Raw genomic sequence first — 26223 nt, 5'->3', positions numbered from 1 at the left:
ACTCGCTCTGCTTTTTATTAGATTCCCCGCTTAAAAACTTCTCCCTCCGCCGCCGATTCTCGGTCCGCTGCCTCCGGACCGGTTTCTTTGGATTCTTTGACGGGTAACGGTTGTTGTATAATATTGATCCATCCGGTTCGTCACCTGAAAGGATCCGTCTTTTAAATAGGTTCCTTCATGGACAGTCGACCGCCCCCTATTGCCAAGTATCATTACGACGATGACCGCCCCGCCAGCAACGACGGATATACCAAGGTAGATAGCAAATTCCGTCCAGATGCTTCCTTCTTCTTCCCCATCTGGACTCGTAACGATTCCTTCCGTTAACACAATCCGTTCAGCTTCATGTAAGAAAGTTTCCGCGCTTTTTGCATATTGTCCGTCGGAAAGATATGGAACGACTTGATCGAGCACTTTGTCAATTCGTGAGTCGTCGAAATAATCATAGCCCCGGTCTCGCGTATAAATATATACTTCCCGGTCATCCATATTTATCAGATATAATAATCCATCTGCCGTACTTCCGTATCCAAGGGAATGTTCATTGTAAAAATCATGGGCATAGTCGGCGGAAGACTTTCCTTGCACATCATCTGCAGTAACGATGGCAATATCCAATTCTGTATGCTGAATCATTGATTGGACCAGGTTTTCCAGTTGTTCTTTTTCTGATTGGGAAAAAAGCGCTGCCTGGTCAAATACCCTTTCTTCTGTTCCTTCAGCGTAAATAAGATAAGGAGAAAAAGAAATAAAAATTGCGATAATAATAAAAATCTGCCTTACCATAAGAACAGTCCTCCCGCGCTAAGGATGGCAAATACCCCGGCAGCAACACCGCCAAACCAGGCGAAAGCTCTTGCCTTGCTTATCGGAAGTTCGCCTGCAATTTTGCCCGTCTGTCCATTCATAGCGAAAACATACGTTTTCCCCTGAAACTGATACGTAAACATCCACACCGGCAGCAAACAATAGGAAACTTTGACGTTATGAAACTTTACATTGGAATGCTGGATAGATACGGTGCTGTATCCTTGAATTGTATTTGTAAGCAGTGTCTGCATATGGGTCCGCAGCAGCTGGGTAACCTGCGGATACACTTCATTATGGTCCATGTCGTATTTTTCTGCATAGTAGCCTGACAGATAGGACATGGAGAAATCCTCCAAATCCTGATAATCAAACGGTTCAAGAATAGCCATTAAATCATCATCCATTTTTTTCGAACCATCTGCCGGAACTCCTTGAAAAATCGCCTTTCCTTCTCTGCCAACCCGGTAATGCCTCGTTTCGGTAATTCTCGTATCTCCCCGCACATAGCTGCGCACTTTCGTTGCTTTTCCTTGCACATTACCAGAAACATCACAATCAAACAGCCAAAAAGGCACATAGATTCCCGTTAGTTTTTCCAGCTGGGACTGGGAGCCGAATACCCTTGGCAGCAATGGTTTCTTTCTGCACCATGCAATAAATAGTTCCGCCGCTTTTTCTTTGCTTAGTTTAAAAGGGATTACTTTTTCCGGCCGGAATTCCCCTTCCAGACGCCGCGGAATAATCGTCGGATTGTGGCAGTAATAGCAAAATGTCGCTGCCGTTGTATCATCAGTTACAATTTCCGCTCCGCAGCTCGTACAGCTGTATCCGACTGATTTTTCCTGAAATTCCTGCTCTCTCACCTGTTCTTCCGCAGAAAATTCCTGAGATTGTTCTTCTTTTTTGATAAATTGCTGTACTTCCTCTTCCGTAAACTGACTTAAACAGTAGTCACAGGTCCAGTCTTGGGTTTCGGCTTTAAACGCTAACGGTCCGCCGCAATTAATACACTTATATACGATAACCCCCAAATTCTCATCTCCCTATTCCTGTTTAAAAGCTGTGCCGCATTCCGGACAAAATTTCATTTGCAGGTGAGCCGGCGGTGTATAGCCGCAATTCGTGCAGGCAACTTGTTTCGGTCTCTTTTTCCCGCAATTCATGCAGAAGTTGCCGTTATTTTTCTGTCCACAGGAGCAAGTCCACGTCTCTTTTTGTGCTGCTTCTTTAGGTGTGCCGCAGTTCGTACAAAATTTTCCTGTATTCCTTTGTCCGCAGCTGCATTTCCACGCTGCACTCTCGTTCGGCTGGATTGGTGCTTGGGTACTTCCTTGCTGGTTTGCCTGCTCCATCTGCCGGCGGTTCGTTTCCGATGCTGCTCCAAAAAATCCGCCAGTACCTTGCATTCCCATCCCGACACCGAGGAAACCTTGCATCGCTCCGCCTTTATTGGAACCGGCTGCTTCGATTCCCCGGGCGATTGATCCTTGGACATACCCTTCCCGTACTGTCGGGTCAGACAGCATGGCGCCTTGGTTACGCATCTTGATAAGCTTTTTCGATTCTTCATCATAAGTAATGCTGTTAATTCCGACAGACTCAATTTGCATACCCCTTAATCGGGTCCACTCTTCATCCAGCACGTTGGACAAATACTTTGCCAGCTCCATTCCCTTTGAAGTGACATGGGAAATCCGGATGCCGTCGCTGGACATTTGGTTAATGGCTGTCTGCAGGGCATTCATAAATTCAGACATATATTGCAAATTGATTTCCTGAATATCGACGACCGATTTATTCCGGGGAATCGCCTCCATAAAAAATTTAATCGGGTCGACAATTTTTATCGAATACGTACCATGTGTTCTTAAAAACAGTTCTGCATTGTAAAAGTTATCAAAGTAATTGATCGGATTTCTCGTTCCAAATTTAATCCCTTTAATCTCCTGCAAATTAATAAAATAGGCCTTTTGCGAAGAGGAAGGCACCCCGCCGAATTTAATCCGCTCAAAGGTTTCCCGCAACGCCTCATCAAGCTCGCCGTTAAACAGAGAAGGCATCGATGAATTTTCTACCCTGTAGTATCCTTCTTCAGCCGTATAATCGACAATTCTTCCTCCGTCAACGAGCATCATAAATTGATTCGGATGGACATGAATAATCGAACCGTTGGAAATCGTACTGTCCGTCCCTTTAAAATTTTGGTTTCTTCTGTCCCGGGGACGCACCTTCACCCCAATCGACATCACTGTCGTATCACTCATCGACTTCGCTTCAATGACTTCCTGCCACTGATCGGCGAAGCCGCCCCGTACCGCTTCTGCTGCCGCTTTAATAATTCCCATAAATACTCCCTCCAATAATAATTTGTTCGAAGCCAAACAACTGCAGGAACATACAGCTTCTTTTTATTTGCTTTATACTATGAAACAATAATTGCTCTATTTTTATATACGAATGAAAAGCCATTCAGGTATCAAATGTCGGGAAAAAAGTTGTTTTACCGATTACGATATTTACTAATTTGCTCCCTATTATCATACCATAGGAATTTATTAATGATGATTGGAATACTTTAAAAACCGGGCTCGACTCCTCCTGCTTTCATTTTGATATTCCTTCCATTATACTAAGGTTGAAAAATTGTAGGAGGAAATGTTCATGTCGCCAATCAAATCGTTTAATTTTGCCAGAACTTCATTTCTCACCTTTATCCAGGAATTGGATGAAAGGATTATTGATCGTCAAGATCCAGCATTTGCCCAAACCATTCGCTGGCATATCGGAAACGTACTTTTCGTTCATGAAAAACTGATGTTTGTCAGCCAGAAACATTCACAAAATATTCCTAAAGAATATGCAGAGCTGTTCAGTTCTGACATTTCTGTATCCGACTGGAATTTGGCGCCGCCTAGCCTGGAACAATTGATCAACGACCTTATCGATCAGCAGCAGCGCATCAATCAATTCGATGAATTGTTTTGGAAATCGGAAGTTAAGTTTAAAGTGCCGTATGGACAAATTCAAACCCATGGTGATTTGCTCATTGTGCTGTCCCATCGGGAATCGGAAGCTTTAGGGAAAATAAAAATGATAAAAGATTACCTTGATTCCAAACAAGGATAAGGACGAAAACAGCACCAGCAGAAAATGCTGGTGCTGTTTCAGTAAACCCGGACCCGTACATCAAAGGGGGACAAAAAACAAATGGGCTTTGCACGTACAATCTGAAGAACCAAATCCGGGAATAACAATTTTTCCTTGCTGTTCTCCCAAAAGACGCTGAAACAAGCCGCACTCTCCCTCTTGCCCTGGAAAAGTATGAACCTCAGTAATCTCCAAATACGGACGCAAATAATCGAAATGCCAATGACATTTTTTGTCCACTTTTAAATGCCGCTCAATTCTGGAACGAATATTCCTTTTAGCACTGCCGACATACACATACAACCCTGGCGGAAAACGGAAGGAACCGAGCTTGCCGATTGTCAGATTCTGTTGATCCGTCAATACTCCTTTTATCGCATATAAAGATGCATCGGGATGATAATGAACCGTTCTCATAATATATCCCTTCTATATTTAATATCGTCTTACTAATTGTAACATGCGGGAAACACGAACGGACAATTAAAAATACCGCAGGAATCCCTGCGGTACGTCTCCTCTTTAATAATGCTTCCTTTCTGTCATCATTGCTTCCTGTTTCGTTGTATGAACTGTGCCAAAAGGATGTTCTGGCGGTGCGTAAATCGAATATAACTTTAACGGTTCGGCGCCCATGTTTGTCAAATTATGCCAAGTTCCTCTCGGCACCATAATTGCATCATCATCACCGACCGTCCGTTGAAATGTTAACTGGTCCTCCCTTGGGCCCATTTGCACCAAACCTTGCCCTTTTTCGATCCGCAAAAACTGATCCGTATCCGGATGAACTTCCAGCCCGATATCTCCGCCTGGAGGGATGCTCATCAACGTAACTTGAAGCCTATCCCCAGTCCATATGGCGGTACGATAATTTTGATTTTGCACACTCGCTTCTTCAATATTAACAACAAAAGGCTGTTTTCCAGCATCATTCAATTGCAGGTGATTTGCATCCTGCATCTGTTCATTTCTAATCGTACGAAACGTCAGCGGTACGGCTGGATATGCAGGATACACATACATGAAAGGCGCATAATACATGTGAATACCATCCCTTTCCGGAAATATTTTTCACGATATTGTATGCGCTTTTCATGAACACGGTACATTCATCTATACAGCTCAAGCACAAATTAGCTTGACCGCAATGACGCCAATCCTTTGTTGGCAAAAGTATTAATCATTTTCGCCATTTCCTTCGGAGATTTATCCATTCCTCGTTCCAGCCATTCTTTAATGACGTGAATGCACCCGCTGATAACAAAGGTGCTCAAATACTCATACAATTCTTCATCCAGCGCACTGACTTCCACCCAATTTTCAACCAAAAACTGCTGTGCTACTTTCATTACCCGTTTTTGAAATTGTATATCCCCATTTTCAGATATAAGAGTTTTGCAAACTTCCTGATTCAAAGCAACATACTCCAATAATTTCTCGGTTATATACAAAGACTCTTCTTCTTTAGTCACATTGTATTTGTTTAAATAAGCAATCATATCGGCAACGATTTCGTCTTCTATGGAGTGTAACAAATCAAATACATCGGTGTAATGGGAATAAAAAGTAGAGCGATTAATATCCGCTAACTCGCATATTTCTTTTACTGTAATGAGCGACATCGGCTTCTTGCGCAATAATTCAATAAGGCTTTCTTTTAAAACCATTCGGGTATATTTTTTTCTCCGATCCATTTTCTCGTTCATCGTCATTCCGCCTTCCTTTGTCATTGATTGCATGAATACTTTGTCAAACCGATTAATCAACTTTATGTATATAAAAGAACTCTTTGTTGTTAAAACAACACCGTGTCGATATAATAATAAAGTAGTTATTTTCCTATTGCAAGAGAGGGTGAATCATCATCAAGATTTCCGCATCCATTTTACGACATAAAAAGACGATTGTGCTTTTATTTTTTATCGTTGCTATTATTAGTGCGATATTGCAATTCTATGTTTCTGTAAATTACAGCATGGCAGACTACTTGCCGGAGGATACCCCTTCCACCGTTGGGAAGGAAGTGATAGAAAAAGAATTTGATGAATCCGTTCCAAATACAAGAGTTATGGTTTACGACGTTTCGATTCAGGAAGCCCTTTCGTATAAAGAAAAATTCGCTTCTATCGAAGGTGTCACAAATGTAACCTGGCTGGATGATGCGATCGACATTACGACACCGATTGAAATGGCTGACTCGGATACGGTAGAAGATTACTACAAAGACGGAACAGCGTTATTTTCTTTGACGATTCGCGACGGTGAGGAAGTAAAAGCAACCGATGCCATTTATGAAATCATCGGGGAAGAAAATGCCATGGACGGCGAAGCGTTGGATAATGCCGTCTCCCAAAAAATGGCCGGCGCCGAATCGCTGAATGCAGCACTATTATTAATTCCAATCATTATCATTATATTAATTTTGTCCACGACGTCTTGGGCAGAACCGATTTTCTTCCTTACCGCCATCGGAATTTCCGTATTAATTAATATGGGATTAAATATTTTCATCGGCGAAATTTCCTTCGTCACCCAATCGGTAGCACCGGTGCTTCAGCTGGCAGTCTCGCTGGATTATGCCATCTTTCTTCTTCATAGCTTTTCCGATTACCGGAACAAAACGGAAGATCCGCATGAGGCCATGCAGCTGGCAATGAAGCGGTCGTTTCCGGCCATTGCAGCCAGTGCGTCGACGACATTTTTCGGTTTTATGGCACTATCACTCATGAATTTTGAAATTGGTGCGGATTTAGGCATCAATCTCGTCAAAGGAATCCTCCTCAGTTTTATTAGTGTAATGGTGTTTTTGCCGGCGTTTACGCTGCTGTTTTATACATGGATCGATAAGACGAAACATAAAGCATTGCTGCCAAAACCAAAAGGTATTGCCAAACCAATATTAAAATTGAAGTACCCTGTCGTTCTTCTCGTATTTCTCGTTATTGTTCCTGCCTTTTTGGCACAGGGACAAACGAACTTTATCTATGGAATCGGGGAGCATCCGGAATCTACCCGTGCCGGGAAAGATAGTGCAAAAATTGAGGAAGCATTTGGTGAATATGCTCCTATGGTACTGCTCGTTCCTAAAGGAGATTTGGCTAAGGAAGAAATTTTAGTGCAAGAATTGGAAAATTTAGATGGAGTGACAAGCATCTTATCCTATGTGAACAGAGTAAGTGCTGCCATCCCTCCGGAATTTTTGGATGATTCGATTACGGAAAACTTTTTTTCGGAAAACTTTAGCCGCCTGATTCTCCATACGAATACAGGCACCGAAGGTGATATGGCCTTTTCCTTAGTAGAAAAGATAAAAGAAACTGCACAGCAATATTATGGAGAAGAAATACACTTAGTCGGGGAAAGTGCGTCTCTATACGATATTAAACATACGGTGGAAAAGGACAACAAGCTAGTAAACTTTTTAACTGTTGCTACCATTGCGCTCGTGCTGCTAATCACCTTTAAATCAATTTCCTTTCCGGTAGTTTTGCTGTTAACGATTCAAGTTGCCGTATGGGTTAACTTATCCATTCCCTATTTTACCGATACATCGTTAGTGTATGTCGGCTACTTAATTATCAGCACCGTTCAGCTGGCAGCAACCGTCGATTACGCCATATTATTAACGGAAGATTACCGGAACAACCGGAAAGAAATGGGCGCCATTCAAGCCATTCATAAATCGATGGATGAAAAAATATATTCGATTACCGTATCTGCTTTAATCTTATCTTTAGTCGGATTTATTCTATCGTATACTTCATCAAATCCAATTGTATCTTCCATCGGTCTGTTGCTGGGCCGGGGAACATTGCTGTCCTTTGCGATGGTAATTTGCTTCCTTCCAGCCATGCTCGTTATTTTTGACAAATGGATCAATAAAATGAGCTGGAAACGAGACGTCTATACAGAAGATGCTTCAAATTAATTAGTAAGGAGGAAAGACGATAACTATGAAAAAAATATTTTTAATTGCAATGACGATGATGCTCGCATTTCCATCCTTACCTTTGGCTGCAAGTTCAGGTGAAGCAGGGGATTATTCTGCGAAGGATGAAGTCGTATACGCAAAGCTGTCACCAGAAGGAAAACAGCATGAATTGTATATCGTAAATAGTTTTGAAATAAAAAAAGCTGGCAGCATTACCGATTACGGCAATTATTCAAACCTGAAAAATTTAACCGATACATCGGAAATCAAAAAAAACGGGGATAAAATTTCATTTGACGCTCCGGATGGGAGATTTTACTATCAAGGGAACTTGGACAATCAGCCTTTGCCTTGGAATTTTCAGTTTTCCTATTCATTAGACGGCAAAAAAATGAATGTAAAGGAAATGCTCGGGAAAGACGGAAAATTAACAATCCGAATCAAAACATCTCCTAACGAGGAAGCAGATGTAGTATTTTTTGAGAACTACCTGTTACAAATTTCATTTACTTTAGATTCTGATATTTATAAGCACATTAAAGCAGATGACGGAATCATTGCCAACGCCGGCAAAAATAAACAAGTTAACTTTACGGTCCTGCCAGGCAAAGAGGGAGATTTTACGTTAGAAGCAGAAGTCGCTGATTTTGAGTTTGCGGGAATCGAAATTTCTGCAGTCCCTTCCACGATGGCCATTGATTTTCCGGAAACGGAGGAAATGACAAAGGATATGGAATCGTTAGCTGATGCCATCGAATCTGTCAATGAAGGAGTATCTCAATTTCAAGACGGGGTTTCCCAATTAAATAGCGGCGTAAGCGAATTGAAAAATGGCTCTTCCCAGTATAAAGACGGAATCTCCCAGTTAGGCCAGTCATCCGCCGGGCTGGTGAAAGCATCCGAATCGATTCAACACTCTTTGAAAACGATGGAAAAATCGATGCAGGATAGCAATTCACCGGCATTGGATGAAATCGATGCATTATTTGACGGATTATATAAACTGGCAGATGGATTGTATGAAACGAAGGACCAAATTGCCGCACTGCGGGAAGGTTACGTTAGCGCATACGAAACAATGAACGATGTAATGGAAACATTGCCTTCCGCCCCGATTTCAGAGGAATCTGTTCAGTCTTTATTAAATAGCAACGCCGATAAAGAAGTCATTCAACAATTATTAGATGCGTACAAAAATGCCGTCACCGCAAAAGCAGTCTATCATCAGCTGCAGGAAGGTTTTCTGACCGTTGACGGCGCGTTAAAAGCCTTAAGTGAATCGGTGAATGCGATGGGAGATCAAGTCAAAGAAATGGCACAAGAAGTATCTGCCTCCCTAAATAATACGGAAATCGAGGAATCTCTATCCAAGCTGCAAGATGGGATAGGCGCCATTGCTTCCCACTATGCCGCTTTCCATGACGGACTGGTCAGCTATACGGATGGAGTAAAACAGTTGTCCCGCGCCTATGACGATGTTCACTCGGGAATCAGCGGTCTGTCGGAAGGAACAAATAATCTGGAAACGGGAGCTTCCGAGCTCCATCAGGGAACGAACGAGTTGCATAAATCGACGATGCATTTGCCGGAAGAAATGCAAGAAGAAATCGACCGTATGATGGAGGAGTATGACTCATCCGACTTTGAGCCAGTTTCCTTCGTCTCCAAGAAAAATAATGAAAAGATTAATTCGGTTCAATTTGTCATCAAAACGGAAAGTGTGACAAAGGAAGAAGCAGAAACGGAAATAGCGGAGAAGAAAGAAGAGAAAGGATTTTGGGAGAGACTTTTAGACTTATTCCGATAACAAATTTTACAGATACCAGTCTGTATTTCCAGACTGGTATCTTTTTCTTTTCCATTTTTGTACAATAGTATGGAAAAAGAGTCATAAATCCCAAGCGCATATTTCAATTTTATCATTCTAGTCGTTATGTATCTTTGTTTACTATTCTAGAGGAGGCTTAGTTTTGGAAAAAATATTGATTCTTGCGTCTGCGTCACCGAGAAGACAACAGATTTTGAAGCAAGTGAATATTCCTTTTACAATACGAATACCTGACATTGATGAATCTGAAATAAAAACGAAGGACCCAATGGAAAAAGTAACCGAGCTGGCTAAGCGAAAAGGACAAGCAGTTCCAATAAGCAACTCCAATGAAGTAATTTTATCAGCAGATACGATTGTGGCATTTGAGGAGCAAATCCTGGAAAAACCAAATAATAGAGTTCATGCCTTCGAAATGATTTCTTCATTAAGCGGAAACATCCATGACGTTTATACCGGTGTATGTATCCGTTCAGAAAACCGAGAAAAAGTGTTTGCGGAACGAACAAAGGTGGAATTTTGGCCATTAAAAAAAGAGGAAATTGAAGCCTATATTGCTACCGAGGAGCCATATGATAAAGCAGGAGCATACGGTATTCAGCATTATGGAGCCATTTTCGTCAAACAAATTATCGGAGATTATTTTAATGTCGTCGGTTTGCCTGTTTCCCGTGTCGTTCGGGAATTAAAACAATTTGGCATTTATCCAAATATAACCGGGGACAACTAGCCGAATAGATTTTTTCCTATTTATGGTATAATGGAGGAAATTAAATAAGGTTATCAAGAGTGAACGAGAGAACTGGCTCAATGACTTCACAGCAACCTGCCGGATATGGTAAGGTGCTCCAACCAGCAAAGCTTATTGCTTTGAATGATGACATCGGCCTTAAGCCCTTTGTTGTGTTCAGGCAATAAAGGGCTTCTTTCGTTTGCCTCTTGGTGCCATAAAGGAGGAAAATTTAATGAATGTCAGCGGAATGATAAGAGGGTATATGTCCAAAAGCTTCAGCGGAGAGAAATTTCTTCTAACTGTTGCCAAAACGATGGAGAACCAATTAAAGGAATGGGATTCAGGGTACGAACTTGTGATTTGGAAGCTGCAAACCTATGAAATTATTGTCCAAAATGGAGAAAAAGAATCCTACCTTGTAAAGGTGGGCAAAGAGGAATTGGAATACTTGAAAAACCGGTCTCCCTTCTCCCTCGACTATAAAATATGGAGTGAATTAAGGGAGCAAGGTTTAAAAATTATTAAAGGGAAGGGAAATTATATCGATATTGTGTTTTATAAGGAGAAGATTTAGCAAGAAAACCGCCACCGAAATTGCCGTGGCGGTTTCTTTCATTTACCCTGCTTTTTTCAGTTTGCGCTTTTCGTTTTCAGAAATAATATATGCACAAGCGGCGTCTCCTGTAATATTGACAGCCGTTCTTAGCATATCGAGAATTCGGTCGATGCCGATGATAAGTGCGATTCCTTCTACCGGAAGTCCGACCTGGTTTAACACCATGGCCAGCATGATTAGCCCGACCCCAGGAACCCCCGCTGTACCGATACTTGCCAATGTTGCCGTTAATATAATTATGATAATATCGCTAAATTCAAGAGGAATAGCATACACTTGGGAAATAAATACTGCCGCCGTAGCCTGCATAATAGCCGTTCCGTCCATGTTGATGGTGGCGCCCAATGGCAGAACGAAACTGCTTATATTTTTGCTTACCCCAAGATTTTCCTGAGCCGTTTTCATCGATATCGGCAAGGTTGCATTGGAACTGGATGTACTAAATGCGACTGACATAGCCGGGAAAAATCCTTTATAAAAGTGAAGCGGGTTCGCCCGTCCGAGAAACCAAATTATGAGACTATAAGTTATACCAGCATGGACAAACAACCCTAAAATAACCGTTCCCATATAAGCACCCATGGAGCCAATCGCATCCAATCCAGCTCCGCCAATGGCTGAAGCAATCAATGCAAAAGCACCATAAGGAGCAAATTTCATGATCATATTTACTAGCAGCATTAGAATCTCATTAGCCTGTTCAAATAACCGATATATTCCTTTTGTTTTCTCCCCTAAATAGGCGAGAGCAATTCCAACGAAGATGGCAAAGGCAATCACTTGCAGCATATCACCGGCGGTCATTGAAGCAATTGGGTTCGTCGGGATAATATTTACGAGCGTTTCCACAATTGGCGGCGCTTCATTTGCTTCGAAATCGGCAATGCTTACGTCAAATACACCTTCAGTCCCCGGTTTTATCACATATGCTAATGCAAGGCTAATACATAGGGCAATCGCCGTAGTGGCGAGAAAAAAACTAATCGTTTGAACACCAATTTTTCCTAGTTTTGCCGGTTCGCCAAGGCCGGCAGTACCGAGCACAATAGATACAAAGACAATGGGAACGACGAGCATCATAATTAAGTTAACAAATATTTTCCCTACTGGCGTCAGCACATATTGATTGACAGGAGAAAAGGCACTCTCCGGCACAAATGTAAAAATAATACCGACAATAACCCCAAGTACAAGGGCAATTAAAATTTTCTTTGTTAAGCTCATTCATTACCTACCTTTCTATGACTATTTTTACGGACAACTTTTCCTAGTCTGGCAGGATAATCATGAACCACCTCCCGTTTTTGCACTACAATTATTGGAAGCGATTACATTTTTGGATTGTCAAATGTCCAAGTACATTCATTGCCTTATTTTTTATAAAACATATTCGAAAAGGTGAAATATAGAACTTTTTTGAAATATATTTTGGAATAAATGCAAAGTCTTGCGAGGGAGAATAAATTTACTAAGGAGGGACCAGTGAGGGAATGTATTTTTCAAGCGGCTATTCCTGAACTCCTTTTATTTCCTCATATTTACATCTGCTGCAATAAAAATAATGAAGGCATTGGTGTTCTTCCAAAGAACGGGGATTGCCATCCGTCATCTTCATTATTTCGATATCCAAATAAGGGCTGTAGTCATCAAAGTAATCGGTAATTTTCCCTTGGTCTTCCATAGCCGACTGACATTGCGGACACTGAATCCGAATCGTCTCTAACCCATTGCATAAAGGGCAAACATCCATTTCTCTGCTCTCCTTTTATCTTGTTATTACTATCATTTCTCACAGAAAAGGGAATTATGTACGAAAGAAAAAGCGTAAACGAAATGTTTACGCCAACTACAATCCCCAATCTAATTGCAGTATTTCCTTCAGTGCATGAACTTTTTCTTTCCCAATCTGATTGGCAATTTTTCCTTCAAGTTCGATCTTCATTCCGACATTTTTCTCATAGCATTCCTTGCCTAGTTCAGTTAAACAGATTGCCTTTTTCTTCTTATTATTTTCAAGGCTCTGTATCTCAACTAAATTCTTGTCCGCAAGCTGCCTTATAAACTTATGGGTTGCCTGCCTTGAGATATCGACCGTTTTGGTAATATCTGAGATTGTCGTTGTTCCTTGCTGATATATTCTTGCTAAAATAAACCATTCCGAATTGGATAAATATATATTGCTCCGTTCGTTCCATTTGTCTTGCAGCAACTTGCGTAGTGTTTGATGCCGTTCACTAATTAAATCTATTAAATCTAATTCTGTTCTTTCCCTGCTCATCATTCCACTCCTATAACATTATCAAAATTAATATACAGAAGCAGCCATCCATTGTCAATCAAGTTGACATTTTTATCAATTAGGTTTACAATTAATATAGTCAACTAAGTTGACAATATTACTTAAGGAGCTAATTCCATGCATAATATTGGGGAATTAATTATTTATTCCGGACATGGTATTTGTCGTATCGATAATATTTGCGAGAAAACCTTCGCAGGTCGGAAGAAAACGTACTACGTGTTGCACCCAATTGAAAACAGCCAAGGATTAACGATAAATGCACCAGTAGATAACGAAAAAAATATACTTAAATTAATGGACAAGGAAGAAGCCGAAACAATTATCGCATCATTCCATACCGATGACGGGTCAGATTGGATTGAAAAAGCCCAATTACGACATCAAACCTTTTCCAAAATAATTAACTCGGGCAACAGGAAAGAAATTTCCCGCGTTGCCAATGCACTAATTCGCAAAAAAATAGAAACAGAAATAAACGGCAAAAAATTTTACGAAAATGACAGCAGGCTTCTGAAACAAATCGAGAACATATTATTTAAGGAATTAGCTATCGCATTGGACCTTACAGAAGAAGAAGTGAGTGATAGAATATATAAATTGATTTCAGAAAAAGTAAAAATATAATACAAATAATAATAATAACTGCACCTTGCGAAATTGAACTGCTCCAAGTTTTTCAGACAGTGGAAATAATAATGCTATAAGCTGCTTGAATCCCGTATTCTTCTGGGTTCAAGCGTTTTTTGTTTCGTATTCCCTAAAGCGCTTTATTGGATGTAGCGACCTACTCTTGACATACGATCTCTGCTTTCTCCATCAAACCCCTTAAATTTTTTCGATTCTATCACTATGGATTAGCCAAAATTCATCTTTCCGCAAGATAAGTGCATCGAAATCTAGTTCCATCTTTCCTTTTTTCCTCAATCATAGAGATTGTATTCACGGGCGAAAACTCCAAACAGAATAATCATACTATTTGAATATACAGAAAAAAATATGTATAATTTTGTCGGTATAATTTTTTTTTTTACGATTAATAGTGCAATATAATTTATGAAACTTCGAGGGGAAGGTGTAACTTTGAAAAAAACGACTATTGTTAGACGAATTGGAATTTCTGTTACGATTGGTCTGCTCCTATTTTCCGTATTTGTCGTTCTCGCCACAATATTAGTAACGGATCGGACAACAAGTTATACATTATCAAACTATGCTGTAAACCTTGCTGAAAACGTTGCTGGCAAGTTAGATATGGATGCCTACAATGAATTTCTTAGTAATCCTGTTGAAACGGATACATATTGGGAATTGCGAAATGAATTAAATGACTTTCGAGAAAAGATGAACGCACTATATCTATTTACTGCATCCATTGAAGAGAATGGAGACCTTGTTTTGTTGATTGACGGACAACCAAAAGGGTCTGAAATGGCATCCGAAATCGGAGAAGTTTTAGAGCCGGTAGATCTCACACCTATTCACGAGGGCAAGCCGGTAAGTACAGGCATTGTTGATGATCCTGAATACGGCCAATACGTGTCTTCCTATGTCCCGTTAACAAATGAAAATGGGGATATCGTTGGAGTAATCGGCCTTGATATCGCTGCGGAAGATGTGAAAAATATTTTCCATGATGTAATAAGCAATAATCTGCCGCTCATTATCGGAGTATTCGTCATTCTGTTTATCCTATTTACCACTGGTATGTTACTGTATTTGCGCCGGGTAATTAAGCCCCTTTCCATATTAGAAAAGGCTGCGATTCAGATTGAAAGCGGCGATTTGCGAGAAGCGGAAAATACCCTTTCGGCAAAAGTTAAAAATAAAGATGAAATTGGTACACTTTACGCTGCATTTAAGCGGATGGCACAATCAATGAAAGAATTAACGTTACAGATTTCCATAAATTCCGAACAGCTTGCTGCATCTGCCGAACAATTGTCTGCCAGTACCAATGAGTCTGTCAAAGCATCGGAGGAAATATCCGGTTCCATCCTCGACATTTCTAAAAGTGCTGACGAGCAATTACAATCAATCAGTCAAACAAAACAGGATTTAGAACAAATTACTTTAGGAGCAAACCAGATCGTTGCTTTTTCAGAAGAAGCTAAAAAGATTACCGATGACACCTATACGGAATCAACCATTGGGAGCAAGTATGTCAATGAGACGTTAAAACAGATGAATTCCATTAAACAATCGGTTGCTCAGTCTGACCAATACTTGCAAACATTGGATTCAAAATCAAAGGAAATCGGCAAGATTTTAACAATTATGAGTGAAATTGCCGAACAAACGAACTTGCTTGCATTAAACGCTGCTATCGAAGCTGCAAGAGCCGGCGAGCATGGAAAAGGATTTGCCGTCGTTGCCGATGAAGTGCGAAAATTGGCGGAAGAATCTCAGCAATCAGCAAAACAAATTGAAAACTTGATTAAGGAAACCCAAATCGACAGCCACAAAACGGTGCAGTCAATGCAGGAAGTGAATTCAAACGTGGAGAAGGGACTGGAAATTACAAAACTAACCGAAGAGAAATTCACCCTTGTCAATGACAAAATGGCAGAAATGGTGGCAAAAACAGATCAGATTCGAAAAGAAGCAGAAGCAGTAATCCAAGCTGTTAACGAGGTGGCCAATTCATCGGCCATCATTCAAGACAATGCGAAAGAAAATGCCGGATCTGCCGAACATGTTGCGGCTACGACAGAGGAGCAGCTGGCAACGATGGAAGAAATCACTTCATCCGCGGAAGTATTAGCCGAAATGTCAGAGAAATTACAGCAGCTGATTCAAAAGTTTAAAGTTTAGACTTGTATACGGCAATAAAAGGCATAAAGGCATAAAAATTAATTTTTATCCCTTCTGCCGATAAAAAAGCAGTACAGTTTTCACTGTACTGCTTTTATTTAAAAATAGAGGAAAAGTTTTATTACTCCATTTCCTCTAAGATAAAAGTCTACGTCCTCTGTTTTAACATCTTTACCTTAACGGCAATATCTATAGAATAGCAGCGTTTCCCGCTTTCATTAACGATATAGTAATCTTTTTCCTCATTGTCATAGTAGACAGGATAATATTTATGGTTGACCAAGTGTAACGAAGACAGAAGCAATTCATTCTCTTCGTCGATGTAAAAATGGGTACAATCTTTATGATCCGTAACATGATGAAACCATAGGATGTTATCGTTTGTCTTTGTTAGTTGTTCTTGCAAAAAAGCTTCCCATTTTTCGTCCTCCAAGTAAAAGAAATCCAAACAAGCAGATGGCACCCAATTACCGGATTCGTCTAATTTCCTTACCTGCTGTTTTCCATAATTAGCATTTTCATCCGAATAGACATGCTGTAAATTGGAAATGAGCTGATGAAAACGCAGTTCGGGCTGCTGTTTCCATAATGCTTCCAGTAGAGATAATATTCTCGGAATACGTTTTTCCTCTCGCATACTTTTCCCCTTTTCGCTTCCTCCATACTCAATTCTATTTTAGCAAATAATGATTGAAAAAAATGCTCCCAATATCCAAAAAGGATCATTGAAAGCATTTTTTACTTAGATTACATACCCATCCCATGGCTGCCCCTATTATCGTAGCGACTTTTCCTCAAAAATAGGAAACGTTTTCAAATTTATTTATAGCCCCTTTTGTTCTGATTATATTGTAACATGCAAAACCGACAATTTCAAACATTTTTCGACAATTTATTGATAGAAATGTGAATAACTAAAATGACGGGCCTTAAGGGAAGCCGAGAACTAGCTATCTTCATATTTGTTTATTAACTCAATAAAAGCTTGCACAACTGACTGTAAAAATTCCACCGTATCCCGGCTTTGAAACTTTCCGCTATCATCCAGTAAATCTTGGGAATTGGCCAGATATACTTCCGGCTGCTGGACTGTCGGCATATTTAGAAACGTAAGCACCTGCCGCAAATGGTGGTTGGCGCCGAAACCGCTTAAATTGCTTATTGAATGGCTAATAATTAATGCCGGTTTTCCGTTCCAGACACTTTCTCCATATGGGCGTGATCCGACATCTAAAGCATTTTTTAAAGCTGCGGGAATAGACCGGTTATGTTCGGGGGTGACAAATAGGATGGCAGACATAGATTTTACTTTGTTCCGAAACGTATGGTACACTTCCGGTGAGTTGGCGTCATAATCCTGATTGTATAATGGCAAATTGGCAATTTCTATCGTTTCTGTCTCATAGCCGTCTGGAAATAATTCCGCAATATTTTCAGCAATTTTGCCTGAAAACGAGTCTTTCCGAATACTGCCGACAATAATCCCGATTTTTTTCATGCAATCATTCCTTTCTCAGAGGTCGGGTATAGTATGTTCCGACCATCATTTTGTTAAACAAAAAAGTCCTGGCCAAAAGCCAGAACATTAATCTTTACATTCCTTCTTTTATCTTTTTATGCTGAAAGCTCGGTTTCACTTCGGCAATGAGGATGGCAGCCATGATAAGGATTGCACCAATGACCATCCGGCCCGTTAATGCTTCATGAAGCAACAGGACGGATAGAAGCATTCCGAAAAATGATTCTAAAGAAAGGATAATGGCAGCTTTCGTTGCTGTCGTATAGCGGAAGGCAACATTTTGAAAAACATAAGCAACGGTCGTAGAAAACACCGCTAAATAGACGATGGATAATATCGCTTCCCTTTCGAAAGAAACCGGTATATCCCCCTGCAGGAAAACAATGAGCACGCTTAATAAAGAAGCTGTATAAAACTGTACGATTGTCAAGGAAATAGCATCTTCCTTTTGAACGAATAGATTTGTATAAAATATATCAAATGCAAAGGCAACGGCACATGCTAAAGACAGGGCATCCCCGATATTCATCGTAAGTGTTCCTTGCAGCGTCAGAAATCCGATACCGATGATGGCCAAAATCGAGCCAATCGTTTCATGACGGTCGATTTTCCGTTTAAAGATAAAGTAGGCAATAACAGGGACGATAACAACATTCACTGCAGTTAAAAAAGCATTTTTGGACGGGGTCGTAAACTGTAAGCCAACAGTCTGCAAAGCAAAACCAATAAATAATATCGTCCCTAAAATTGCCCCTTTCCATACAATTGCTTTCGTGAAACTTTTAAATTTATAAGCAAACAGTAGTGATAGAATAATAGATGCCAGGATAAACCTTCCTGCCATCACTTGAAAAGGGGTTAAATAATCCAGGGCAATTGCTGTTACGACAAATCCGCTTCCCCAAACAAAGGCCGTAACGAGCAACATGCCGTCACCGATATATTGTTTCATTTCTACTCTCCTGAAAAATGGTTAAATATAACATATACTATAACACAATTTCCTTTACAGTTAAGTAGAGCCGCTTCTCTTTTTCTCACGGACAGAGATAATCTGTATGTCTTTGCCCGATTCTTCCCGGAAACGTTTCCTGGCTTCCGCCGGAGTCCTTGCATTCACCGAAGTAATTTGCCTTTTTCCGTCTGCATCCTCGGTTTGAATAAGGAAACATTTTGCACCGCATCGCATATTTCTGTTCCTCCTGCAAAATATTTTTCTGTTCATAATATATTGCAAATACCCCATTAATTTAAGGCGAGCCTTTTTACAGGCATCGCCTTTCCATGCAAGAGATTAAACAGGAAAATCAAACTCCTTCAATAAGGATTCCAGTTTTAGCGCCTTTGATACATCCCCTTGAACTTTTAATTTCCCTGTCATAAACGCTGCAGTTCCTTTCATTTCCCCGGAGAGAAACTTGCAAAAATTTGGGAAGGATAGTTGAAGGGTACAATCGGGAGTATCCTCCAATTCACTCGTTATCATTGCTTTGCCGTCAGCTATTTGCAGCTGATAACTTCCTTCTTCCTTAATATCAAACTGAAAAGTTGCTTTCAGCCCTTTCATTGGCTCTGGTTTTTCGTTCAAAGCCTTTTCAATCTCGGTCATGATTTGCTCCAATGTTTTCCCAGTTAGCTTTTCTGCCATGAAATAGCCTCCTAAACATTCGTTTTCTGATTTTATTTAATTTTACAACAAAAAGAGAAAACAAGCTATATTTGGCAGCAAACGGATTTAAAAATGATGATGGGTATCATGGAAATGGTTGTCCATATGGTCCATTCCGCTATTCCAATCATGATCCGTTTGGAAGTGGTCATCCATATCCAAGTGATTATCGTCAAAGAAAGGATCATCTCCGTACAAATCGTCATGCATATTTGTATCTATATCGAGCTGGTCCGCATGGTGATGTACATCAGAGGTGCCATGATCAATTCCGTGGAATACTTCATCGGTTACAATATCCAAGCCGGGGTTAATGACCGGATCCATTGATTGTTCAATCATCCGTTGAATTTCTTCCTGCTCCAGCCATTGCTGCTGCATAGCAAAATCTGTCATTTGCTGAAGATTCATTTGCTCCATCTGACGGAACATTTCTTCATTGATTTGTTGCTGTTCCATGATCTGCTGCAGGAAGAACATGCTGGCCGCTCCCCCTGCTCCAGCTGCAGCATGGGTGAATAAATGATCTTCTCGGGAAGATTCGAATTCGGGTCCTGAATGAACGTCCCTCCGCGAACTAATCGTTATAATAATTCCAACTGCGATAAATAGTCCAATAATTCCTAGCATCTATCCCTGTCTCCTTCCCTAATTTTTTCTGGCGTAAACCGTATTTTCTAGTTTTTTCTTATCCTCTTCATGTTTCCTATCGTCATGAATGAAAATGCTTCTTATCGTATTTAAATCATGCGATTCCAGCAGTTTTCTCGGAACATAGCTGTCTATGTAGCTTTGTAAAGCTTCCGGCGAATCGATGACAGGAGTCCTTTCTGTATGAACATTCACCCTAACGGATGGATTGGCAAAGTATACGATTCCTTCGACCCAGGCGGAAATTTGCTTTTCTTTTAAATAATCTGCTAATACATGAACTTGCCATCTGACCCGTTTGATCGGATTACGGATGGTGTTTGAATAATGCCCGCCTTTCCGGCCAACTTTATGCTGTTGCCAGGAGGAAGCGTCTTCCCTTCCTTCAATCGTTCCATTATGATTTTTTACATTAACAACAAAAATTCCGTTATCTCCGACAACGACATAATCGAATCGGACCGTTTTAGAATCCCTTTGTACTTCTATACCTTCGTATACTTCATAATAATCAGGCAGCTTACGTAAAGCATGAGCTGCTGCTTCTTTTCCTTCAATTCCAGCTTTTAACATAGAATGCTTATTTAAAAAAATCATCCCGATACCGCCCAGCATAAAGGGAAATATGTGAAAAATTCCGTACAAGTAAACTCCTTGCGTAAAGGAAATAAAATAAATAATTGGTATAGAAAAGAAAAGCATCGCAATGAAAAAATATTGACTGGCTTTTTCCTTCATGCTGTTCTGCTTGCTTTCGTGTATAATCGCCATATTTTTCTCCTTTAATTTTGTTTAGATTAAAATCTATTACATCGTTATCCCATTATGACATAGGTTTTTAGAAGCATAGTTTCATCTTATCGTTTTTTCCTTTTCAATTAAAGGCTTTTTTGTAAAAAGATTGTAATAAACTTATCATTGTCTTCAGCAGAAACTCGTCTGTATCCATTTTTTAAAAAGGTTTCGCAATCATCAAGTACAAAATATTAACCGGCAGGAGAACAGAAATCGTACCAATGACATCCCAGGTCCTTGATATTTTCCAGTATTTTTTATCGTTAAATGGCGTACCGCTATATTTCATCATTTTTCGCTGCAGCGGCAGTAAAAGCGACAACCAAATCACTCCGGTTAAAATAAATAATCCTATCGATACGGTTAGCCAGTTGATTTCCTGCAAGGAGTAATTGCTTTGGAATGCCAATAGAAACCCAGATCCAAGTAAACCGATGGTGCTCGGAATCGTAAAAATATAGTCAGCCAGCATAATATTTTTTACCGTTCTATGAACATGTGTTTCATCCTTCGTAAATTCCGCCTTCATTTTCCAAAAGGCAGCAGTCATAATATTGCCGATAAATAGAATGGCTGATATTGTGTGGATAAAAATTAACGGTTTCACCTTTTTTCTCCCTCCTACAGTCATACAAGTTACCAATCTGCCGTCTGAATACTTACTATTCTACGGATAACTGAAATTTCCCTCTTTCCTTTGCCTTATCTTCTTGAAATGACTTCGTTCTGCCTAAAATGCGGGAATAACTCTTTCTGCCAGGTGGAACGTTCATAAAAAATGGACCCTGATTTCAGGGTCCCCTTACCATGATTTTGCCTAGGCAGAATTTTCTTCTGGAGGAATCGTTTTGATTTTTTTGATGAAGTAATAATGTTTGTAAAGCATAAGTACAATTAATATGATGCGCACAATTAGGATATCTACATAGAAGACAGAAAATAATATAAAAAAGTCCGCGATTATATTGATGCGAATTTTTTCCTTTCTCGTCATCCCTCGCTTTTCCCGAAATCCTACGACATATTTGTCATAAATTTTCGTGCTCTTAAACCAGTTGTCTAACCGTTCGGAGCTTTTCGTAAAACAGTAGGCGGCAAACAAATAGAAGGGACCACCGGGGAGTACCGGCAATACGGTTCCAGCAATGCCAAACCCTAAAGATATAAAGCCAAGAATGACAAAAAATATTCGCTTCATCTGAAAAACTCCTTCAATTCATCTATCCTATCTTAATAATACCTTTATTAATTTATGCTTCTCAACCAAAAGACTTTTTGCCATTCCAGGGAATTTTCCGTATAAGCAGAGATAGTCAATCCCTTTTAGATGAAATGTTTTATTCCGGCTGCGGATAAATGATAAAATATTTCATATTAACGATGTTTCGTCATGTATAGGAGTGTGTTCATTGAATAAACAACCAAAGGTTATCCAAACTACGATGGAAACAGCTCAATGGTTTATTTTTCTGCTGGCGAGTTCCGTCGCGATTCCTATCGTTATCGGGGCCATTTTCGAAATGAACAGCACTGAAGTGTCCGGACTGATGCAGCGGACCTTTTTTGTTGTCGGACTGACCTCCTTTATCCAAGCGTTCATCGGTCACCGTTTGCCGATTGTTGAAGGACCTGCTGGAATATGGATCAGCATTTTTGCAGTAATGGCTGTTACCGGGGTACAAAGCGGTATCCCCCTCGAAGATACGTTGCGAACATTGGAAACGACAATGATTTTCACCGGTTTCTTCCTGTTTTTATTTGGTGTATTGAAACTGTCACAAAAAATTTTGCCGATTTTCACTCCACTCGTAACGGGGACCTTCTTTTTGCTTCTTACAGTACAACTAAGCGGCACATTTTTAAAAGGAATGCTCGGTTTGCAGGGAAATTCCTTAACGATTCAATTGCCTGAAGCTGCCATCGCATTTTTCACCTTTTTTGTCGTCCTCGGATTATCAAGTTTTGCGAGAGGATGGCTAAGCAGCTATGCCGTGTTTATCGGAATTTTGATCGGCTGGATAATGCATATTATTTTTATTGGCAATGCGGAGCAAGTACAACCTGCGAAGCTTTTTTCCGTTCCCGAATGGTTCGCCTTCGGCATTCCTGCTTTTGATATGAGTGTCATTCCGATGGCATTAATCACCGCAATTATTCTTATATCCAACCTCGTGGCGTCAATTGTAGCAATGAATCAAACGCTAGGTGTGAAGGATAAAAATTATAGCGCCCAAGTAAATCGGGGAACTGCCTTTTCCGGTATAGGACACGGATTAGCCGGCATGTTTTCTGCCATCGCCAATGTTCCTTTAGCTGTGTCGAGCGGTTTTATCGCTTTGACGGGGCAACATCGGAAACGGCCATTTTTGTATGCAGCATTGCTTTTAACGTTCATTACTTTTTTCCCGCCATTGATTCAATGGATTTCCAGCATTCCGTCTCCCATTGCCAACGCAGCGTTAATGGCAACCTTTGTCCAATTAGTCGGACTTGCAATCAATAATTTAACGTTGCAGCCGCTTGACTCCAGAAAAGTGACGATTGCAGGCATTAGCTACCTCATAGGGATGGGAACGATGTTTTTGCCGGCAGAAGTTTTTGCAGAGCTGCCATCCATTGTTCAAAATGTAATGAGTAACGGACTATTGCTCGGGACAGGACTCGTCATTATCCTTGAACAGCTTTGGAAAGAAAAGGAGAGATAAGTCCTCTCCTTGCCATCGGGCAACCCGGCTGCTTTCTCAGCCGACATCCCTTTTTATAAAGATGTCAATTTGCCGGAGATGTTCTTGACCGGGGACAGCTTTAAATTATTCCATAAGGTATACGGACGGATTTAACCCAAATTGCAACATCGCACTTCGTTTTCTCTTAAATAGGGTAATGTAAAAAAACTTCAATCCGCAAAAATTGCTGACTGAAGTTTTTCGTGTCTGCTTATATACATTTTTGGTGGTTTATTATCATTCAAAAGCGGGAATGGCGGATTCAGGATAATTTTCCTCAAGAAATGCTTTTACTTCCGGACTTGTCATTGCTTCCGCCAATTTTTGAATTGGCTCCGAATCGGCATTATCTTCCCGTGCCACTAAGGAAATGGCAAACTCTTCCAATGGATTTTCCACGAGAAGCGCATCCCGGCTTGGCAATAAATCAAGCGGTGCAGCATAGGAAGGATACATGACGGATGCGTCGGCATCATCATACATTCTTGCAAGCATAAGAAGATCTACTTCCTGCAGTTCAAAATTATTCGGATTTTCCTCCACGTCTTGTACTGTTCCATATATTCCTGTTCCTTCTTTCAGCTTAATGACACCTTGATCATCAAGGAAAGCTAATGCCCGCCCGCGGTTAGTCGGGTCATTAGGAATGGCAATCGTGGCACCTTCAGGCAGTTCCTCGACGGAACCATAATTTTTTGAATAAAGCCCGAGGGTTGCATGATAAATAGGTTTTACAACAACTAAATCGGTGCCATTGTTTTCATTATACGTTTCCATCCAAAGGCCATGTCCAAAGAAGTTAGCATCTACTTCTTTTTCTACTACTGCATTGTTCGGCTGAATATTATCGCTTACGTATACGATTTCCAAATTGATTCCTTCTTCTTCCAACAGCGGCTGAGCTACTTCAAGTATTTCTGTCATCGGCGGATTTATTGAAGCCACTTTAATGTTTATCTCTTCTTGCGTCGTTTCTGTTCCTTCTTCTTTTGTCCCGCTCTCCTCTGAACGATTTTCTGATTGGCCGCAGCCTGCCAAAATTAGTACGATAGCTGCTAATAACATAAGTATTTTTTTCATTGCGTTTACCTCCATGATGTATTATCGTTTATCAATTGCTTTGGAAACCGTAGTCCCGGTAAATTGAATCAACTGAACCAGAATAATCATGATAATAATCATATAAATCATAAGCTCGGTTTCAAATTGCTGATAGCCATAGCGGATAGCAAAATCGCCTATTCCTCCGCCGCCAACGACGCCGACAATCGTTGAATAGGATATGAAACTGATGGTGGAAGTAGTCAACCCTAACACTAAACCTGACCTTGCTTCGACTAGTAAAAATTTAAACACAATTTCCGGGATGGAAACGCCCATCGATATGGCTGCTTCGATAACGCCTTTCGGAACATCAATTAACGACTGTTCCACCAGCCTGGAATAATAAGCGATGGCCATAATCGACATCGGTACGGTTGCTGCAGCGGTGCCGATCGCCGTACCGACAATCCATCTTGTAAAAGGAATAAGGAAAACGACAAATAACAAAAACGGGAAAGAGCGAACGATATTAACAAATAAGTTTAATATAGAGAAAATGATTCGGTTTTCCATTAGCTGCCCTTTTCTCGTCAGAAAAAGCAACGTCCCGAGAGGTAATCCTAAAACGATGGCAAATAAAATCGACACACCTACCATCATAAAGGTTTCCCCTATTGATTGCCAAATTTCTGCCTGATATTGCACCAGAACTTCAGGCATGATCCCCCTCCTCCCGCAATTGTCTTACAAACCATTCAGGAGTATGATCTGAATCAACAATTCCTTGAGGCGCCACCTCGATAGTTTCATATACCTTTCCTTTATCCATTACGGTAACCCGGCTGCAAATGCTCTTTATTACGTCCATCTCATGACTGACAATAACAATGGTCACCCCGAGGCGTTCATTTATATTTTTCAGCACGCCAAGAATTTCTCTAGTCGTATTCGGGTCTAATGCCGATGTCGGCTCATCACACAATAAAATTTTCGGCTTATTTGCCAATGCTCTCGCAATTGCGACCCGCTGTTTCTGGCCGCCGCTCAGCTGACCGGGATATTTCGAAACATGTTCCTCCAGCCCGACAAAGCGCAACACTTCCAGTGCACGCTTTTTCCTGTCTTTTTTCGGGTAATTCGCCAACTCTAAAGAAACGAGAACATTCGCCAATACCGTTTTGTTGGTGACTAGATGAAAATGCTGAAAAATCATGCCGATGGACTGCCGTGCAAGCCGTAATTTTCTCCCCTTCAAGTTTGTTAATTCCATTCCATCGACGATAACAGAACCGCTCGTTGGAATTTCAAGAAGATTAATCATACGAAGGAGAGTTGACTTTCCTGCCCCGCTTCTGCCAATGATCCCATAAATTTCCCCGCTTTTTACGGATAAGGATACTGAATCCACCGCATGGAACACCGTTTGGTCTTGTGTGTAAGTTTTTGTAACATTGTTTAAAGTAATCACTGCTTCCCCCTGCTTCCCGACAAAAAATGACAAACAGCTACACCTATTATAGTGAAATTTCGGTTCTTTGTCAAATGGTGTTGGTGAATAAATTTTAGTGACATTATTTGGTAATATGTAATCGGATGGCTTAGGGGAAATTCGAGGTTCCCCTAAGCTGTTTTTATTTTCGC

The 26223-nt window shown here is 40.5% G+C and carries 29 protein-coding genes and 1 riboswitch; of the genes, 8 read left to right on the top strand and 21 right to left on the bottom strand.

The features are described from left to right. Window positions 1-30: 30 nt before the first annotated feature. Genes IEV18_RS03930 through IEV18_RS03920 form a run of 3 tightly spaced genes read right to left on the bottom strand, consistent with a single transcriptional unit; the run spans window position 31 to window position 3155 of the window. Complete coding sequence (locus tag IEV18_RS03930) at window positions 31-786, bottom strand: TPM domain-containing protein (protein WP_188391076.1); 756 nt, start codon at window positions 784-786, stop codon at window positions 31-33. Next, window positions 780-1841 carry a TFIIB-type zinc ribbon-containing protein gene (locus tag IEV18_RS03925; protein ID WP_188391075.1) on the bottom strand — a complete coding sequence of 354 codons (1062 nt, stop codon included), beginning with the start codon at window positions 1839-1841 and terminating at the stop codon, window positions 780-782. Before IEV18_RS03925 ends, IEV18_RS03930 begins: the two co-directional genes overlap by 7 nt. A gap of 12 nt (window positions 1842-1853) precedes the next feature. Beyond that, entirely contained in the window at window positions 1854-3155 is a 1302-nt protein-coding gene (locus IEV18_RS03920) for an SPFH domain-containing protein (protein ID WP_188391074.1), read from the bottom strand. Window positions 3156-3471: 316 nt separating this feature from the next. Between IEV18_RS03920 and IEV18_RS03915 the strand changes: the two genes are divergently transcribed. After that, window positions 3472-3936, top strand: coding sequence for a DinB family protein (locus IEV18_RS03915; protein WP_188391073.1), 465 nt, complete (start codon window positions 3472-3474; stop codon window positions 3934-3936). 60 nt (window positions 3937-3996) lie between these two features. On the opposite strand, the gene IEV18_RS03910 is transcribed toward IEV18_RS03915, so the two are convergent. The 3 genes from IEV18_RS03910 to IEV18_RS03900 all read right to left on the bottom strand — a co-directional run bounded on the left by IEV18_RS03910 (window position 3997) and on the right by IEV18_RS03900 (window position 5663). Beyond that, on the bottom strand, window positions 3997-4374 hold the full coding sequence (locus tag IEV18_RS03910) for a GIY-YIG nuclease family protein (protein WP_188391072.1): 378 nt from the start codon (window positions 4372-4374) through the stop codon (window positions 3997-3999). A gap of 105 nt (window positions 4375-4479) precedes the next feature. Then, entirely contained in the window at window positions 4480-4998 is a 519-nt protein-coding gene (locus IEV18_RS03905; protein WP_188391071.1) for a cupin domain-containing protein, read from the bottom strand. A 92-nt stretch (window positions 4999-5090) separates the two neighbouring features. Next, entirely contained in the window at window positions 5091-5663 is a 573-nt protein-coding gene (locus IEV18_RS03900) for a TetR/AcrR family transcriptional regulator (RefSeq protein WP_188391070.1), read from the bottom strand. A 155-nt stretch (window positions 5664-5818) separates the two neighbouring features. Between IEV18_RS03900 and IEV18_RS03895 the strand changes: the two genes are divergently transcribed. The 4 genes from IEV18_RS03895 (at window position 5819) to IEV18_RS03880 (ending at window position 11023) form a co-directional block, all read left to right on the top strand. Beyond that, window positions 5819-7885 (top strand): efflux RND transporter permease subunit, encoded by a 2067-nt coding sequence (locus tag IEV18_RS03895; protein ID WP_188391116.1) that lies wholly within the window; start codon window positions 5819-5821, stop codon window positions 7883-7885. 25 nt (window positions 7886-7910) lie between these two features. Continuing rightward, entirely contained in the window at window positions 7911-9695 is a 1785-nt protein-coding gene (locus tag IEV18_RS03890; protein ID WP_188391069.1) for a YhgE/Pip domain-containing protein, read from the top strand. A gap of 163 nt (window positions 9696-9858) precedes the next feature. Further along, window positions 9859-10446: a Maf family protein gene (locus IEV18_RS03885; protein WP_188391068.1), complete on the top strand. Its 588-nt coding sequence runs from the start codon at window positions 9859-9861 to the stop codon at window positions 10444-10446. A gap of 47 nt (window positions 10447-10493) precedes the next feature. Then, window positions 10494-10600: riboswitch (SAM riboswitch) on the top strand. Window positions 10601-10681: 81 nt separating this feature from the next. Beyond that, window positions 10682-11023, top strand: a complete 342-nt coding sequence (locus IEV18_RS03880) for a hypothetical protein (RefSeq protein WP_188391067.1) — start codon at window positions 10682-10684, stop codon at window positions 11021-11023. 42 nt (window positions 11024-11065) lie between these two features. Here IEV18_RS03880 and IEV18_RS03875 read toward each other — a convergent pair whose 3' ends face one another. The 3 genes from IEV18_RS03875 to IEV18_RS03865 all read right to left on the bottom strand — a co-directional run bounded on the left by IEV18_RS03875 (window position 11066) and on the right by IEV18_RS03865 (window position 13343). After that, the gene (locus tag IEV18_RS03875) at window positions 11066-12289 is read right to left on the bottom strand and encodes a dicarboxylate/amino acid:cation symporter (RefSeq protein ID WP_188391066.1); all 1224 of its coding nucleotides are present in this window, start codon (window positions 12287-12289) and stop codon (window positions 11066-11068) included. 283 nt (window positions 12290-12572) lie between these two features. Then, window positions 12573-12815: a hypothetical protein gene (locus IEV18_RS03870; RefSeq protein WP_188391065.1), complete on the bottom strand. Its 243-nt coding sequence runs from the start codon at window positions 12813-12815 to the stop codon at window positions 12573-12575. A gap of 96 nt (window positions 12816-12911) precedes the next feature. Continuing rightward, window positions 12912-13343, bottom strand: coding sequence for a MarR family winged helix-turn-helix transcriptional regulator (locus IEV18_RS03865; protein WP_188391064.1), 432 nt, complete (start codon window positions 13341-13343; stop codon window positions 12912-12914). Between the two features lie 138 nt (window positions 13344-13481). On the opposite strand from IEV18_RS03865, the gene IEV18_RS03860 reads away from it, so the two are divergent. Continuing rightward, window positions 13482-13991: a CarD family transcriptional regulator gene (locus IEV18_RS03860; RefSeq protein ID WP_188391063.1), complete on the top strand. Its 510-nt coding sequence runs from the start codon at window positions 13482-13484 to the stop codon at window positions 13989-13991. A 456-nt stretch (window positions 13992-14447) separates the two neighbouring features. Further along, the gene (locus IEV18_RS03855; protein WP_188391062.1) at window positions 14448-16178 is read left to right on the top strand and encodes a methyl-accepting chemotaxis protein; all 1731 of its coding nucleotides are present in this window, start codon (window positions 14448-14450) and stop codon (window positions 16176-16178) included. A gap of 148 nt (window positions 16179-16326) precedes the next feature. Here IEV18_RS03855 and IEV18_RS03850 read toward each other — a convergent pair whose 3' ends face one another. From IEV18_RS03850 to IEV18_RS03810, 9 genes are all read right to left on the bottom strand, one after another. Then, window positions 16327-16815 (bottom strand): hypothetical protein, encoded by a 489-nt coding sequence (locus IEV18_RS03850; RefSeq protein ID WP_188391061.1) that lies wholly within the window; start codon window positions 16813-16815, stop codon window positions 16327-16329. A gap of 309 nt (window positions 16816-17124) precedes the next feature. Then, window positions 17125-17676 (bottom strand): NADPH-dependent FMN reductase, encoded by a 552-nt coding sequence (locus IEV18_RS03845; RefSeq protein ID WP_188391060.1) that lies wholly within the window; start codon window positions 17674-17676, stop codon window positions 17125-17127. A 94-nt stretch (window positions 17677-17770) separates the two neighbouring features. Then, on the bottom strand, window positions 17771-18649 hold the full coding sequence (locus tag IEV18_RS03840; RefSeq protein ID WP_188391059.1) for a DMT family transporter: 879 nt from the start codon (window positions 18647-18649) through the stop codon (window positions 17771-17773). A gap of 60 nt (window positions 18650-18709) precedes the next feature. Then, on the bottom strand, window positions 18710-18886 hold the full coding sequence (locus tag IEV18_RS03835; protein ID WP_188391058.1) for a hypothetical protein: 177 nt from the start codon (window positions 18884-18886) through the stop codon (window positions 18710-18712). Between the two features lie 105 nt (window positions 18887-18991). Beyond that, window positions 18992-19345 carry an SCP2 sterol-binding domain-containing protein gene (locus IEV18_RS03830; RefSeq protein WP_188391057.1) on the bottom strand — a complete coding sequence of 118 codons (354 nt, stop codon included), beginning with the start codon at window positions 19343-19345 and terminating at the stop codon, window positions 18992-18994. 87 nt (window positions 19346-19432) lie between these two features. Next, window positions 19433-19996, bottom strand: a complete 564-nt coding sequence (locus IEV18_RS03825; RefSeq protein WP_188391056.1) for a hypothetical protein — start codon at window positions 19994-19996, stop codon at window positions 19433-19435. An 18-nt stretch (window positions 19997-20014) separates the two neighbouring features. Further along, a complete protein-coding gene (locus IEV18_RS03820; RefSeq protein WP_188391055.1) occupies window positions 20015-20788 on the bottom strand; it encodes a nuclease-related domain-containing protein in 774 nt (257 codons plus the stop codon). 181 nt (window positions 20789-20969) lie between these two features. Then, window positions 20970-21419 (bottom strand): DUF2269 family protein, encoded by a 450-nt coding sequence (locus IEV18_RS03815; protein WP_188391054.1) that lies wholly within the window; start codon window positions 21417-21419, stop codon window positions 20970-20972. Between the two features lie 210 nt (window positions 21420-21629). Continuing rightward, the gene (locus IEV18_RS03810; protein ID WP_188391053.1) at window positions 21630-22010 is read right to left on the bottom strand and encodes a YbaN family protein; all 381 of its coding nucleotides are present in this window, start codon (window positions 22008-22010) and stop codon (window positions 21630-21632) included. A 211-nt stretch (window positions 22011-22221) separates the two neighbouring features. Between IEV18_RS03810 and IEV18_RS03805 the strand changes: the two genes are divergently transcribed. Further along, on the top strand, window positions 22222-23517 hold the full coding sequence (locus IEV18_RS03805; protein ID WP_229733544.1) for a purine/pyrimidine permease: 1296 nt from the start codon (window positions 22222-22224) through the stop codon (window positions 23515-23517). 258 nt (window positions 23518-23775) lie between these two features. On the opposite strand, the gene IEV18_RS03800 is transcribed toward IEV18_RS03805, so the two are convergent. The 3 genes from IEV18_RS03800 to IEV18_RS03790 are packed head-to-tail and all read right to left on the bottom strand — an operon-like array spanning window position 23776 to window position 26050. Continuing rightward, window positions 23776-24618 carry a MetQ/NlpA family ABC transporter substrate-binding protein gene (locus IEV18_RS03800; RefSeq protein ID WP_188391052.1) on the bottom strand — a complete coding sequence of 281 codons (843 nt, stop codon included), beginning with the start codon at window positions 24616-24618 and terminating at the stop codon, window positions 23776-23778. A gap of 21 nt (window positions 24619-24639) precedes the next feature. Further along, entirely contained in the window at window positions 24640-25302 is a 663-nt protein-coding gene (locus tag IEV18_RS03795) for a methionine ABC transporter permease (protein WP_188391051.1), read from the bottom strand. Then, window positions 25295-26050 carry a methionine ABC transporter ATP-binding protein gene (locus tag IEV18_RS03790; protein WP_188391050.1) on the bottom strand — a complete coding sequence of 252 codons (756 nt, stop codon included), beginning with the start codon at window positions 26048-26050 and terminating at the stop codon, window positions 25295-25297. The genes IEV18_RS03795 and IEV18_RS03790 overlap by 8 nt, the downstream gene beginning before the upstream one ends. Window positions 26051-26223 lie beyond the last annotated feature (173 nt).

Source organism: Compostibacillus humi, assembly GCF_014637175.1.
Taxonomy (GTDB): domain Bacteria; phylum Bacillota; class Bacilli; order Bacillales; family Amphibacillaceae; genus Oceanobacillus; species Oceanobacillus humi.
This window is presented reverse-complemented; position numbering and strand designations above follow the sequence as displayed.